The organism is Emticicia sp. TH156 (assembly GCF_002855535.1).
GTDB classification, from domain to species: domain Bacteria; phylum Bacteroidota; class Bacteroidia; order Cytophagales; family Spirosomataceae; genus Emticicia; species Emticicia fluvialis.
In genome coordinates this window covers 211638-227029 of sequence record NZ_PKRS01000006.1, presented here as the reverse complement: position 1 = coordinate 227029, position 15392 = coordinate 211638, and the positions used below count along the sequence as shown (strand labels likewise).

The window sequence follows — 15392 nt, the reverse complement described above, 5'->3', positions numbered from 1 at the left end:
AAGACCCTTGTTTCCAGGCTTTTAATGATTACACAGTTATGCCTGACCATCAGCTTTGCTCAATCACAAACCACCATAAAGAACCCTATTCTTACCGGGTTTTATCCTGACCCGAGTATAGTAAAGGTAGGGCCTGATTATTACATCGTCAATTCAACGTTTTCCTATTTTCCGGGTCTGCCCATTATGCACAGCAAAGACCTGAAAAACTGGAAACAGATAGGAAATGTGATTGACCGCCCGTCTCAACTTGATTTTATGGGCGAACGGATGACCCGTGGCTTGTTTGCACCGGCCATCAGCTATTACAAAGGTACTTTTTATGTTACCTGCACCGACATAGACCACGATGGCAACTTTGTGGTAACGGCCAAAAATCCGGCAGGACCCTGGAGCAATCCGGTGAAGATTCCGCAAGTGCGCGGCATTGACCCGTCTATCTACTTTGATGAAGAAACCGACAAAGCCTATATCATTTATAACAGCGATGCCCCAGACAGAAAACCCCTGTATTCAGGCCATAGAACCATCAGGATGTATGAATTTGATTATCAGAATCTGAAGGTGGTGGGCGAAGAAAAACAACTGGTAAACGGTGGGGTAGACCTTTCTAAAAAACCTGTATGGATAGAGGGTCCGCATATTCTGAAACGTAACGGATGGTATTATTTATATGCAGCCGAAGGGGGCACCTCTGTTAACCACTCTGAAGTGGTGCTACGCAGTAAATCAGTATGGGGGCCTTACATACCCTTTGAAGGAAACCCGATTTTAACCCAGAGAGAATTACCTGCCGACAGGCCTTACCCGATAACATCAGCAGGCCATGCACAGTTTGTTGAAGGCCCTGATGGCAAAATGTACAGCATTTTTCTGGCCGTGCGCCCGTATGAGGGAGATTATTACAATACAGGTCGCGAAACCTTCATCGCCCCGGTTACCTGGAAAGACGATTGGCCGATGATTGAGCACGGCGAAAAGGCTATTCCATACAGCTACCAAACGGGTATCAAGGAAGTAAAGCACAAAGGGTCTTTACCGCAATCGGGTAATTTTCAGTACACCATAACTTTTGATAAAGGACTTGACTACTCATGGCTGTTTATGCGTACGGTTGACAGTAGCGCTTTCAAGACCTCAAAGTCGGCCGGTCTGACCCTGAAGTTGAAGCCTGAAACGATTTCTGAACTGACCAACCCTTCTTTTGTGGGCAGGCGCCAGCAGCACCTGAACAGTACTGCCGAAACACAGTTGAGCTTTACGCCTAAGTCAGACAAGGAGAAAGCTGGTCTGGTGATTTTTCAGGACGAAAGACACTATTATTTTATAGCCCAATCGAAAAGCGAAGGCAAAGATGTAATTCAGTTGTATAAAAGCCAGCCGAAAGGAAAATCGACAGATTTAATCACCGAAGTGCCGCTGACCACCAACACAGGCAAAGTGTTTTTCAGAATCACCTCTGCCGGTGCAGACTACGGCTTTTACTACTCAACAGATGCGAAAAACTGGCAATTGCTGAAAGACAAAGTAGATGGTAAGTTCCTGAGCACCAAAGAAGCGGGTAGTTTCATTGGCTGTGTGTATGGATTGTATGCCACCTCAACTGGCGAAAGCTCAGTGAACAGCGCTTCATTCAGGTTTTTGAAATACAGTGGCAACGACCCCATGCTGAAATGAAAAGACTAGCACAAATATGGGTAACATGCCTGGCTCTGGCAATACAACCTGGCTTACAGGCACAGGTAAGTAAGGCAAGAAACCCGATTATTTATGCCGATGTGCCAGACATGGCTATGATACGTGTAGGCAAGAATTACTACATGAGCAGCACCACCATGCACATGAGCCCGGGGGTTCCGCTGATGAAGTCCACCGATTTAGTGAACTGGCAGATGATGGGCTATGTATATGACACCCTGGCGAATATTCCGGCCTTGAATCTGGCAGATGGCAAAGGTACTTACGGGCGGGGTTCATGGGCAAGCTGTATCAGGTATCATCAGGGTATCTATTATGTTACCACTTTTGCGCAAACAACTGGCAGAACGCATATTTATAGCACCAGAAATATAGAAAAAGGCCCCTGGAAAGAGGTGTCATTTACGCCAAGTCTGCACGACCACAGCTTGTTTTTTGATGACGACGGCCGGGTGTATATGGTTTACGGAAACGGTAAACTAAGTATCATAGAGCTGAATGCCGATGTATCGGGCCTTAAAAAAGGGGGCATTAACCAGACACTTATTGAAAATGCCAATGCCCCTGCTGGCGATAAAATTATGCTTGGTGCCGAGGGCTCGCAGTTGTTCAAGGTAAACGGTAAGTACTACCTTTTTAATATTGTATGGCCCCGGGGCGGCATGCGTACGGTACTGGTTCACCGGGCTGATACAATTACAGGCCCGTGGGAAGGGCGTGTGGCCTTGCAGGATTTGGGGGTTGCACAGGGCGGCCTGATAGATACGCCCGACGGCCGCTGGTTTGCCTACCTGTTCCGTGATTTTGGCGGAGTGGGGCGGATTCCGTATCTGGTGCCTGTCAAATGGGAAGACGGCTGGCCGGTGCTGGGCGAAAATGGCAAAGTACCGGAAACGCTGGACTTACCGGCAGGAAAGGGGCTGATTCCCGGAATAGTGCATTCAGATGAGTTTACCCGCAAAAAAGGTGAGCCTGCCTTGCCTTTGGTCTGGCAATGGAACCACAACCCCGATAATACCTTGTGGTCGGTAACTGACCGCAAAGGTTTTTTAAGATTAAAAACAGGTAGACTGGATACTTCTTTTGTTTTAGCACGCAATACACTTACCCAAAGAACCGTAGGGCCTGAGTCGTCAGGCTCTACTTTACTTGATGTTTCAAATCTGAAAGAAGGCGATTTCGCCGGTCTGGGCCTATTGCAGAAAAACTATGGGCTGGTAGGTGTAAAAGCGACTTCAGCAGGTAAATTACTTGTGATGATAAGTGCCAATACAGGTAAACCCGTAGAAATTGAACGTATTCCGCTTACCCGAAGCACGGTGTACCTGAAAGCCGAATGTAATTTCAGAGACAGAAAAGATACTGCCCTTTTTTATTACAGCCTTGATGGCAAAACCTGGCAACGAATTGGCGAACACCTGAAAATGCCTTATACCATACCCCATTTTATGGGCTACCGATTCGGGCTTTTTAATTATGCTACTAAGCAGACAGGCGGTTTTGCCGACTTTGATTTTTTCAGAATCACAGATACTATTTCAAGCAATCCATAAATCGTATGGCCTCTTTAAAACTATGAAAAATGTCTTTGTTTACCTGCTGATTTCTGCTTCCCTGCTGGCAGGGCAGGTTTGTAGGGCTCAGAACCCCAACTTTCATATCTACCTCTGCATTGGTCAGTCAAATATGGAAGGTGCCGGGCGCATTGAAGCACAGGATACCCTATCTATTGACCCCCGCTTTAAAATACTGGAAGCCGTAGATTGCCCCCAGATTAACCGCGCAAAAGGCCAGTGGTATACGGCCAAACCACCATTGTGTCGCTGTAGAACAGGGCTTTCGCCAGCTGATTACTTTGGCCGAGCCATGCTTGAAACCATGCCCAATGAGCAATCGCTCGGGCTCGTACACGTTGCCGTAGCAGGTAGCAAACTTGAAATTTTTGATAAAGTAAAGTATAAGGCTTATCTGGATTCATCAGCCAAAGAAAAACCCTGGATGATTAACATGGCCAAAGAATATGGCGGCAACCCGTACGAAAGGCTGATTGAAATGGCCAGAATTGCCCAGAAGTCGGGCGTTATTAAAGGTATTCTGTTGCATCAGGGAGAGTCTAACACCGGCGACAAAACCTGGCCCGCCCAGGTAAAGAAACTCTATGATGATATTCTGGCTGATTTGAACCTGACTCCAAATTCTATTCCTCTGCTTGCCGGAGAAGTGGTGGGTGCAGACCAGGGCGGTAAATGTGCCAGCATGAACGAAATTATAGCTACGCTGCCTCAAACTCTGCCAAAAGCCGTCGTTGTTTCGTCAAAAGGCCTGCCTGCAGTACCAGACAAACTGCATTTCAGCAGTGAGGGGGTGCGAGATTTCGGCAAGAGGTACGCTGCAGCTCTACTGGTTGCTGAAGGAAGAAAATAAACGCACAAAAGGCACTTTGCCAATAGATTAGATGAATTGCTGAAACTTATTTATAATAGTATTATTTTTCTTAAATCAACCTTAAATAAAACTATCATGAAAAGGGTATATCTTATATTCTGCATTTCAGCATTTTTCAATTTTGCCCAGAGTTTGGTTACCCTTGCTCAGGAAAAAATAATCTTGTACCCGAATGGCGTTCCGAACGCAAAGCCCGCAGCCGTAAAAGAGACAGGGGCAGAAAACGGCGTTTACAAAGGCATCACCAACCCGACTCTGGAATACTACAAGGCTAATCCGGCACTGTCTACCGGCGCTGCCGTGATTGTGGTTGCCGGCGGAGGGTATGGCGTAATTGTCTATAACGGCGAAGGCATAAATACGGCCAAAGCGTTGGCAGAAAAAGGGATAGCCGCCTTTGTGTTAAAGTATCGGCTGCCAAGTGACGAAATAATGAACGATAAGAAAGTCGGCCCCTTGCAGGACGCCCAGCAAGCCATAAAGCTTGTGAGAGACAATGCCGCCGGATGGGGCATTGACCCAAATAAAATCGGAATTATGGGTTTCTCGGCCGGAGGGCATCTGGCCAGCACCGCCGCCACACATTTCGAAAAAGCCTGGGTGGGTAATCCTGAAAAAACAAGCCTTCGGCCAGACTTCCAGATACTGGTTTATCCGGTTATCAGTATGCTAGACAGCCTCACGCATCATGGCTCAAGAGATAACCTGCTCGGCAAAAATCCATCTTCAGAAGACAAACAGTATTTTTCAAACGATTTGCAAATCAAAGCCAATACACCACCAGCATGGCTTACCCATGCTGCAGATGATAAAGTAGTGGATGTAGACAACAGCATCGTCTACTTTGAGCGGCTCAGAAAACATAAAGTAGACGTAGAAATGCATATTTTCCCGAAGGGTGACCATGGATTTATATTCAGGCACCCGGGCTGGATGAACCCCTTGTTTGATTGGCTAAAACGTTATGGTTATACCAAATAAATAACTGAAACTAATGAAAAAACAATCTTTATACTTATTAAAACTTTTGCTGGCGCTAGTACCTGTTACCGGTGTAGCCCAACTGGACAAACCTGTAAAAGTGCAGCAGGGGTTGGTGCAGGGTACAATTGAAGGTGGTTTATCTGTCTTTAAAGGTATTCCGTTTGCGGCACCTCCTGTCGGTGAGCTTCGCTGGAAAGCCCCGCAGCCTGCGGCTGCCTGGTCGGGCGTAAAAAGTACCATACAGTTTGCTCTGGCTCCATTTCAGGGGGGTAATCCACCTTCTGGTAAAAGTGAAGACTGTCTGTATCTCAACATCTGGTCGCCGGCCAAAACTTCTAAAGACAACCTGCCGGTGTTGGTCTGGATTTACGGAGGTGGCTTTAGTTTCGGTGCTACCTCAGAGCCTGTTTACTCTGGTGAAAACCTTGCCCAAAAAGGAGTAATACTGGTAAGCATCGCTTACCGGGTAGGGCAGATGGGTTTTCTGGCACATCCGGAGTTAAGCGCTGAAAACCCACAGCGAGTATCAGGTAATTATGGATTGCTCGATATGATTGCCGGTTTGAAATGGGTTCGGCAAAATATCAAAGCCTTTGGTGGTAACCCCGACAAAGTAACCATCTTTGGTGAGTCTGCCGGGGGTATAGCCGTCAGTATGCTTTGTGTTTCACCTTTGGCCAAAGGTCTGTTTCATGGAGCTATTTCTCAGAGTGGCGGTTCTTTTGGTCCTTACCGGAGTACAACGTATCCCGGCGAAAACATGAAACTGCTTTCTTTGGCAGAAAAACAGGGACTAGAGTTTATGGAGAAAGCCGGCGCTAAAAATCTGGCTGAATTAAGAAGTTTACCTGCCGACAAACTGCCGTCGGGATTTGGCCTACCTGGTGCCTGGCCTATCATTGACGGCTACGTAGTGCCTGACGACCAGCACTTGCTATACGAAAGAAAAAAATATAACGATACCCCTATTTTGATTGGCTATAATTCAGACGAAGGCGCCAGTTTCTCTCCACCCAAAACTCCTAAAGATTACGTGGATGGTACAAACAAACGCTACGGGAAATTTGCCGATCAACTGATAAAGGCATATCCGGTGGAGGCAAACAAAGTCCCAAAGACTGCCCGTGATTTAGCGCGGGATGCCGCTTTCGGCTGGCAAACCTGGAGCTGGGCAAGGTTGCAGGCACAAACGGGTAAATCTAAGGTTTACTATTACTACTTCGACCAGCACCCGGAGTTTCCGGCTGATTCACCGCGACATGGCTATGGTTCTCCGCATGGGCAGGACGTAGGCTTTGTGTTCGGACACATTAATCCGAATAGTCAGGAAAAGACGCCAACCGATGCCGATGTATCAGAAACTATTATGACCTATTGGACAAACTTTGCCAAATACGGCGACCCAAACGGCAAAGGTGTGCCCAAATGGGAGCCATTCAGCATGGAGAAACAAGGAGTGATGCACTTTAATCAAAAAGCACAAATGGGTGCCGTGCCAAGTGCAGAGGCCTTGCAGGTGCTGGACAAATACTTTGAGTGGCGCCGGACGGCAGAAGGGAAGGAGTGGGCAAAATAAATTCACATAATCAATTACAATGAAGAAATCAGCACTATTTACTTTAGTTTTAAGTCTTCTGGTTTTACTGGCTTTTAGCCAGGTTACTCCACCGCAGCCTTACGGGCCTTTACCCAGTGCTAATCAGCTTCGGTGGCAAAAAATGGAGTATTATGCTTTCATTCATTATTCGGTAAACACCTATACCGATATGGCCTGGGGGTTCGGTAATGAACCTTTGGCTTTGTTTAACCCTGAAAAACTCGATTGCAGACAATGGGCAAGAATATGTAAGCAAGCTGGCATGAAAGGCATCATTTTTACGGCTAAACACCATAGCGGATTTTGTATGTGGCCGTCTAAATATACAGAGTACTCGGTAAAAAACGCACCCTGGAAAAACGGCAAAGGCGACGTGGTAAGAGAGCTGGCAGATGCCTGCAAAGAATATGGCCTCAAATTCGGTGTTTATCTGTCTCCGTGGGACAGAAACCATCCTGACTACGGAAAACCGGAGTATATTACTTATTTCAGAAACCAGCTGACCGAACTACTGACTAACTACGGAGATATATTTGAAGTGTGGTTCGATGGCGCCAATGGCGGTTCTGGCTATTATGGCGGTGCCAACGAAACCCGTAAAATTGATGCCAAAACGTATTATGACTGGCCGGAAACCTATAAGCTGGTGCGTAAACTGCAACCCAATATTGTGATATGGAATGATGGCGGAGACCGGGCCGATTTGCGATGGGTGGGAACTGAAGCAGGCTATGTGGGTGAAACTAACTGGAGCCTGTTGAATGCCACCGGCGATGTACCCGAAGATATGTTGCGCCATGGTGTTGAAAACGGCAATGCCTGGGTGCCGGGCGAGGTAAACACTTCTATTCGTCCTGAATGGTTTTATCATGAAAGAGAAAATAGAAAAGTAAAAACATTGCCGCAACTAATGGATACCTACTATCAATCCATCGGGCGTAATGGTACACTTTTACTTAATTTTCCGGTGATGCCCAATGGGTTGATTCACCCGCAGGATGAAAAAGTGGCTATTGAATTTGCCAATGCCCTTAAAGCCGCATTTGCAAAAAATCTGGCTGCAGGTGCAAAAGTCAGTGCATCGCAGGTTAGAGGTAACAGCCAGACTTATGGCGCGGCCAAGGCCATAGATGCAGACAAAGATAGTTACTGGGCGGTAAACGATACAAGCAGAAAGGCTTCTCTTACCCTGCAATATGCAAAGCCTATATCCTTTAACCGCTTTCTGGTGCAAGAGCCTATCAAGCTGGGGCAGCGGGTAAAAGCCTTTAGCGTAGAGGCATTGGTAAAAGGCCAATGGCAGGAAATTGCCAGAGCAACCACCATTGGCTACAAGCGTATACTGCGGTTTCCGACTCTGGAAACAACCCGGATAAGATTCAATATTCTGGATGCCAAAAGTACCCCGCTCATATCGAATCTGGAAATTTATAATGCCCCGATTATTCTTGCTCCACCGGTTATCATGCGCGACCAGGCCGGTAATGTTCACCTTCAGTCTGGCGATGCGGAGTCGGTGCTCTATTATACATTAGATGGAACCATGCCGGGGCCGAATACGGCCAGTTTTACAGGTCCTGTAAAAAGCGGTGAAGGTAAACTGGAAGTAAAAGCCATTGCTTATAACCCGTTTACAAAGCAAAAAAGCGTGATAAGCGAAGAGAAGTTTGATGTGGCACGCAAAAGCTGGAAAATACTTAGCACCGGCAAAGAAGGAGCCTATCAGGTACTGGACGGAAACCCGCATACCTCCTGGCATCAGGATAAGGGGTTGAAGATGCCGGTAGATTTAACAATTGACTTAGGTACACAGCACATGGTGAGGGGTTTCAAGTACCTGCCAGACCAGAACTGGTGGGCCGATGCCGGTATCATTACTCATTATCAGTTTGAGGTTTCAATCGATAACAAAACCTGGCAACTGAAAAGTGAAGGCGAGTTTGCCAATATTAAGAACAGTCCATTCTGGCAGGATAAGCTGTTTGAGCCGTCGCAGGCCAGATACATCAGGCTGCGGGCTTTAAAAACTGTACAGGAAGGCGCTGCTCCGGGATATGCCGAGATAGATATTATTACCCAATAAAAATCTAAACCGTACTATGCAAAAAAAGCTGATTACAAGCCTCTTACTGATGGGTTTAGGGTTAGTGGCAAAAGCCCAGCCCAACCCCAGGCCAACGGTGGTTTCGCCGGAGGTGCATCCTGATAACACCGTTACCTTCCGCCTTTATGCACCAACAGCCAGAGAAGTAAAACTCAATGCGCAGTTTGAGAAGGCAGCAGTGGCCATGAACAAAGATGAGCGGGGTGTATGGAGCGTGAAAGTAGGCCCGGTAAAACCAGATATGTATCCGTATGCCTTTCAGGTTGATGGTCTTCCGGTAGCCGATCCCGCCAATTCTGTTATTTTTCCGAATGAAGGTTTCCAGAATAGTCTGGTTGAAGTAACCGGTAGCACACCATTGGTGCATACCATTCAGCCTGTACCGCATGGTACGGTTGCTTATCGCTATTATACCTCGCCTGAATTGGGGATACGCCCCGTGGTCATTTATACGCCTCCCGGATACGAATCCAATACAAAGGCTTCTTATCCGGTACTCTATCTGCTACATGGGACGACAGATACCGAAGAAACCTGGACAAAGGTAGGCCGGGCCAATATTATTCTGGATAACCTGATAGCGCAGGGTAAAGCCATACCCATGATTATTGTGATGCCTTACGGCCGGGCCTATCCGGTTATCAGCAAGTCGTCAGGCAGCCTGCGAAACTGGGATAACCTGCAGGCGTTTAAAAAAGATTTCTTCAACAACCTGATGCCCTATATTGAACAAAACTACAGAACCATCAAAGACAAAAACAGCAGAGCCATTGCCGGTTTTTCGGGCGGAGGCGGCACCACCCTTTACTTCGGACTGAACAATACCGACAAGTTTGCTTACGTGTGCGGTTTTGCTCCGGGAATGCTCAAAAACGAGTTCGACAGAAACAATGAGACAGCCTTTAAAAATCCTGAACTGGTAAATAAAAATCTGAAATTGTTCTGGATTGGGGTGGGCAAAGAAGATGGTTTGTATGGGGTGAATCAGGAATTTATGGAGGTGCTGAATCAGAAGAAAATCAGATACGAAAGCCTGATTTCAGACGGAGGACACACCTGGATGAACTGCAAACTGTATCTGTCAACCATTGTGCCCAAATTATTCCGGTAATTGATTTAAGCTTTAAATAAAAAACTATGAAGATGAAAACAATTGTGACTATCCAGCTTTTGACGCTCACCCTGCTGCTGGTTTTCGCAGGCAAGGTAAGCGGCCAGCCTCCCAGAGGGCCTTTGGTGGTTTCGCCACAGGTTAACGCCGACAAATCGGTAACTTTCAGGTATCTGGCACCAGCGGCCAAAGAAGTAAAACTCAGCGGGCAGTTTCTGAAAGCCCCTGTAGACCTCTCCAAAGATGCGCAGGGTATCTGGAGCGTTACCACCGTCCCTGTAAAACCGGATATTTATCCTTACAGTTTTGTGGTTGATGGCGTTACAGTTATGGATCCGGCCAATGTAGCCTTTTTCCCGAATGAACGTTTCAAGGCAAGCCTTGTTGAGATTCCTGATGATGCCCCGTCGGTGTATTCATTAACTAATGTGCCTCATGGTACCATCAGCTATGAGTATTACCCTTCTGTGGAGGGTTCAACCGGAACTCTGGTAGTGTACACACCACCGGGATACACAAAAGATAAAGCCAAAAAATACCCCGTTTTTTATCTGATAAGCGGCACAACCGATACCGAAGAAACCTTTTTTAAAGTAGGAAAAACCAACCTTATACTAGATAACCTGATTGCAGACGGCAAAGCCAAACCCATGCTTGTGGTTATGCCTTATGGTAATCCGGCGGCACGCATTGCCGAGCAGAAAAGCCAGGCTAAACCAGCCGACATCATGAACCGTGACAGCGAAGATGCCATTAAAAGAGCCAAATTTTTTGAGACCGATTTAATCACCAATATTATTCCATATATAGAGAAAAACTATCGCACGCTGAATAACCGTGAGAACCGAGCCATCGCGGGTTTTTCAAGGGGTGGGGGGCAAACGCTCAGGGCTGCTTTTAATAATATGGATAAGTTTGCCTGGGTTTGCAGTTATGCATCGTACATATCACCCGCTGAAATGGACAAAGGGTTCAGCCATATTGGCGGCAATGCCGGCAAAACCAACCAACAACTGAAACTGCTATGGTCGGGCATTGGTACTGAAGACTTTCTGTACAAAGGTACTGTTGAGTTTGAAGATTATCTTAAAGCCAGAAAAATCAACTTCAAAAGCTATGTAACGGATGGTGGGCATACCTGGATGAACGTGAAGAAATATTTGAACGAAACCCTGCCCTTGTTATTTCAATAAAACTAAAATCATGAAAAAATATATCCTATTCATATTCCTGATGCTAACGGTGGGCGGGGGCGTATTCGCACAACAAAGACCGCCCGTTATCAGTTCGCCTGATGTGCAGGCCGACAACAGCGTTACGTTCAGATACTTTTCTAAAAAAGCACAGAGAGTCTCACTTTCAGGCGAATTTCTGAAAGCTCCAGTAGCTATGACCAGAGATACCGCCGGAATCTGGTCTGTTACCGTACCAGCTATTAAACCGGATATTTACCCATACAGCTACTATGTAGACAGCGTACAGATAGCCGACCCTAACAATACTTTTATTTTTGCCAATGAGCGTTTCAAACGCAGTATTGTTGATGTGCCGGGTAAAACACCACTGGTGCATGCTTTGCAGAATGTGCCGCACGGAAAAATTCATTATCAATACTACAACTCAAAAACACTAGGGCGTACAAGAGACCTGCTGGTATATACCCCACCGAATTTTGATGCCAGCGGCAAAACCAAGTATCCGGTATTGTATCTGATTCATGGCGGTTCTGATACGCAGGAGACCTGGACAAAAGTAGGCCGTGCCAATTTCATTGCCGACAACCTCATTGCTCAGGGAAAAGCAACACCCATGATTATTGTGATGCCATACGGCAATGTGCGCCCAAGCCCGATGCCAGACTTTACGAAGGAGATAGTTAATGACATTATCCCGTTTATTGAGGCAAACTATCCGGCTAAGACCGACAGTAAAAACCGGGCAATAGCCGGGTTTTCGGTAGGTGGCGGGCAAACCCTGAATATCGGGTTTACCAATACCGATAAATTCGGTTATATTTTTTCTTATGCCCCGTACACAGCTACTGAAGAATTCAAGAATAATTTTACCGACTGGAACCCCAACGCCGGTTTGATAAACAAACAGGTGAAGCTCTTTACCATCAGCGTAGGCACCGAAGATTTTCTCTATGAAAGCGTGAAACAAAATATAGCCATGTTTCAGGAAAAGAAAATCAAGGTGGAGCCGCTGATTGTGTCTGGCGGGCATACCTGGATGAACTGTAAACTGTTTCTGGCAAATTCATTACAACAGGCTTTTAAATAATTACATACCTCTCTTACCAAAATCAACCTTAAAACAATGAAAAGCACATTATTACAACTTGCCGCTGTGGCTGCCCTTGCAGGTAGTGCTTTTGTGGCACAGGCCCAACAGGCCAGTATTATTGAAGACTTCAAGCCTTCATCATTAAACCAGCCTGGGCAGGAATACCCAATGGTTAATTCGCAACGTTATGCCCGCTTCAAGATAGTTGCACCCGCCGCCGACAGCGTGCGCGTGAGCCTGGGTTTGGGCGGTGGAAAAGGCACCAAACTGGCTAAAGCAGAAGATGGTACCTGGATGGGTACCACCGAAGGCCCGATGGATGAGGGTTTTCACTACTACAATGTAAGAATTGATGGCGGGAAATTCAACGACCCCGGTGCGCTGAACTATTATGGCTCGGTTCGTTGGGAAAGCGGCATTGAAATACCTGCCCATGATCAGGACTTCTATGCCCTGAAAAACGTACCGCATGGCCATGTACAGCAGGTGTTGTTCCCATCGCCCAGCACCAATACTTCCAGAAGAGCATTTGTTTATACCCCTCCGGGATACGAAAAAGATACTAAGGCTAAATATCCTGTTTTGTATCTGCAACATGGCTGGGGTGAAGATGAAACCGCCTGGAGCAACCAGGGCCACGCCAACCTGATTATGGATAATATGATAGCCGAAGGCAAAATAAAGCCCTTTATTATTGTAATGACCTACGGAATGACCAACGATGTAAAACCGGGTGGAATGCGCAATTTCAAGATTGACCCTTTTCAGACGGTGCTGATTAATGAGCTGATTCCGTATGTAGACGGCCATTTTCGTACACTGGCCAACCGGGATAACCGCGCAATGGCTGGGTTGTCGATGGGCGGAATGGAAACAAAGACCATTACGCTTAATAACCCTGATGTTTTTGGCTATTATGGTTTGTTAAGTGGTGGCATATATGCCCCGGCTGATATCAAGGATAAGTCGAAAGTGAAATTAATTTTTCTGAGCTGTGGCAGTAAAGAACGCCCTGATGGTGTGAAAAAAGCGGCCGAAGAGCTGAAAAACGCTGGTTTTAACGCCGTATCTTATGTGTCAGACGGTACCGGGCATGAGTTTCAGACCTGGCGCCGCAGTCTGTTTCAGTTAGCACCGCTTCTTTTCAAAAAATAAATCGTTGGTCTGGTGGGTCTTGTGGCCCGCCAGATTCTTGAAAAAATTTCTTATTGCAGGCAGATAAATTCTTACATCAGATGAAAAAAATTGTATCGCTCATCGGTATTTTAGGCATGGTGATTTCATCCTTTGCCCAGTCAATCGAAAAAGAAGCGCCCAAAGGTTTTGATAAAGAACAAACCGGCATAGCCAAAGGCAGGCTGGATTCTATAAAATATGAATCCAAAACCGTTGGCGCCACCCGTAAGGCCCTGGTGTATACACCACCGGGTTTTGATAAAAAGAAAAAGTATCCGGTGTTGTATCTGTTGCATGGCATTGGCGGTGACGACAAAGAATGGCTGAATGGCGGGAATCCTCCGGTAATTCTGGATAACCTCTACGCCCAAGGCAAGCTGCAACCCATGATAGTGGTGATGCCAAACGGCAGGGCCATGAAAGACGACCGCGCCATTGGCAATATATTTGACCGCGAGAAAGTGGAAGCTTTTGCTACTTTTGAGAAAGATTTATTGAATGACCTGATACCCTTTATTGAAAAGAAATACCCTGTACTGGCTGACCGCGAAAACAGAGCCATTGCGGGGCTGTCAATGGGTGGCGGGCAATCGCTTAATTTTGGTCTGGGCAATCTGGACAAGTTTGCCTGGGTAGGTGGTTTTTCTTCAGCCCCTAATACCAAAAGGCCGGAAGAACTGGTACCAGACCCGGAAGAAGCCAGAAAAAAACTGAAACTTCTGTGGATTTCGTGCGGTGATGCAGACGGACTGATTACTTTCAGTAAACGCACGCATGATTACCTGTACGAGAAAGACGTGCCGCATATTTATTACCTTGAGCCGGGTGTACACGATTTTAAAGTCTGGAAAAACGGCCTGTATATGTTTTCGCAGTTTTTGTTCAAGCCGGTAAGTACCAAAGACTTTACCCGTTACTCAGTGTTGGGTACGCCCGCCGCCACCAATATCAGAAACAGCAAGTACCCGCAGATACTGCCTGATAACCGGGTGATATTTAAGGTAAAAGCGCCAGCAGCCCAAAAGGTGCAGATTGACCTGGGCAAAAAGTATGACATGGTAAAAGACACCAGTGGGGTGTGGACGGTAACTACCGACTCGGTGAGCAGAGGGTTTCATTATTACTCATTGCTGATTGACGGCGTGGCCGTGGCCGACCCCGCCAGTGAAAGTTTCTACGGTATGAGCCGAATGGCCAGCGGCATTGAAATACCATACAAAGAAGGAGGCTTTTATGCGCTGAAAGATGTGCCTCATGGCGATATCCGCATCAAAAAGTATTTCTCAAAGGCCTCTAACAGTTGGAGGGAAATGTATATCTATGCACCTCCCGGTTATGATGTGTCTACGGAAAAATATCCGGTATTATACCTGCTGCATGGCGGTGGTGAAGACCAGAGAGGCTGGGCAACACAGGGTAAAACCGATTTGATTCTGGATAATCTCATTGCTGAAAAGAAAGCAAAACCCATGCTGATTGTGATGGTAGACGGTAACGTTGGCATGGGTGGCGGCGTGGCCGGTTTTAATGAAAACGCCCTGAAAGCCTTTGAAAATGAACTGAAGAATGGCGTGATTCCGGTAATTGAAGCGAACTACAGGGTTCTGGCCGATGGCAAAAACCGGGCTCTGGCAGGTTTGTCAATGGGTGGTTTGCAGACCTTGCATGCGGGTGTACACAACACCGAAATGTTTAATTATCTGGGCGTTTTCAGTTCGGGCTGGTGGGCAAATAATAACAAATTGTCTGACCCACAGTATGAGTACATGAAAACCAACAAGGATAAAATAAACGGCAACCTGAAAGAATTCTGGATATCGCAGGGAGGTAAAGAAGACATTGCCCATGCCAATTGCCAGATAATGATGAAAAAGTTTGACGAATTAGGTGTTAAGTATAAATACAGTGAGTATGCCGGTGGACACACCTGGCCTGTCTGGCGACATGATTTGATGGAGTTCGCTCAGCTACTGTTCAAATAATTAATTGTG

The 15392-nt window shown here is 46.5% G+C and carries 11 protein-coding genes; all 11 read left to right on the top strand.

Going from position 1 to position 15392, the window contains the following annotated elements:
- Positions 1–24: 24 nt before the first annotated feature.
- Entirely contained in the window at positions 25–1677 is a 1653-nt protein-coding gene (locus tag C0V77_RS13020; protein ID WP_229236281.1) for a glycoside hydrolase family 43 protein, read from the top strand.
- Positions 1674–3251: a glycoside hydrolase 43 family protein gene (locus C0V77_RS13015; protein WP_101726774.1), complete on the top strand. Its 1578-nt coding sequence runs from the start codon at positions 1674–1676 to the stop codon at positions 3249–3251. Before C0V77_RS13020 ends, C0V77_RS13015 begins: the two co-directional genes overlap by 4 nt.
- Before the next feature lie 22 nt (positions 3252–3273).
- Complete coding sequence (locus C0V77_RS13010; RefSeq protein ID WP_101726773.1) at positions 3274–4122, top strand: sialate O-acetylesterase; 849 nt, start codon at positions 3274–3276, stop codon at positions 4120–4122.
- 96 nt (positions 4123–4218) lie between these two features.
- Positions 4219–5124 (top strand): alpha/beta hydrolase, encoded by a 906-nt coding sequence (locus C0V77_RS13005; protein WP_101726772.1) that lies wholly within the window; start codon positions 4219–4221, stop codon positions 5122–5124.
- Positions 5125–5137: 13 nt separating this feature from the next.
- A complete protein-coding gene (locus tag C0V77_RS13000) occupies positions 5138–6703 on the top strand; it encodes a carboxylesterase/lipase family protein (protein ID WP_101726771.1) in 1566 nt (521 codons plus the stop codon).
- Between the two features lie 19 nt (positions 6704–6722).
- A complete protein-coding gene (locus C0V77_RS12995; RefSeq protein WP_101726770.1) occupies positions 6723–8807 on the top strand; it encodes an alpha-L-fucosidase in 2085 nt (694 codons plus the stop codon).
- Between the two features lie 16 nt (positions 8808–8823).
- Positions 8824–9939: an esterase gene (locus tag C0V77_RS12990; protein WP_101726769.1), complete on the top strand. Its 1116-nt coding sequence runs from the start codon at positions 8824–8826 to the stop codon at positions 9937–9939.
- 32 nt (positions 9940–9971) lie between these two features.
- A complete protein-coding gene (locus tag C0V77_RS12985; RefSeq protein WP_101726894.1) occupies positions 9972–11132 on the top strand; it encodes an esterase family protein in 1161 nt (386 codons plus the stop codon).
- Positions 11133–11142: 10 nt separating this feature from the next.
- A complete protein-coding gene (locus tag C0V77_RS12980; RefSeq protein WP_101726768.1) occupies positions 11143–12222 on the top strand; it encodes an esterase family protein in 1080 nt (359 codons plus the stop codon).
- 36 nt (positions 12223–12258) lie between these two features.
- A complete protein-coding gene (locus C0V77_RS12975) occupies positions 12259–13380 on the top strand; it encodes an alpha/beta hydrolase-fold protein (RefSeq protein ID WP_101726767.1) in 1122 nt (373 codons plus the stop codon).
- Positions 13381–13460: 80 nt separating this feature from the next.
- On the top strand, positions 13461–15383 hold the full coding sequence (locus C0V77_RS12970; protein WP_101726766.1) for an alpha/beta hydrolase-fold protein: 1923 nt from the start codon (positions 13461–13463) through the stop codon (positions 15381–15383).
- The last annotated feature ends 9 nt before the right edge of the window (positions 15384–15392 follow it).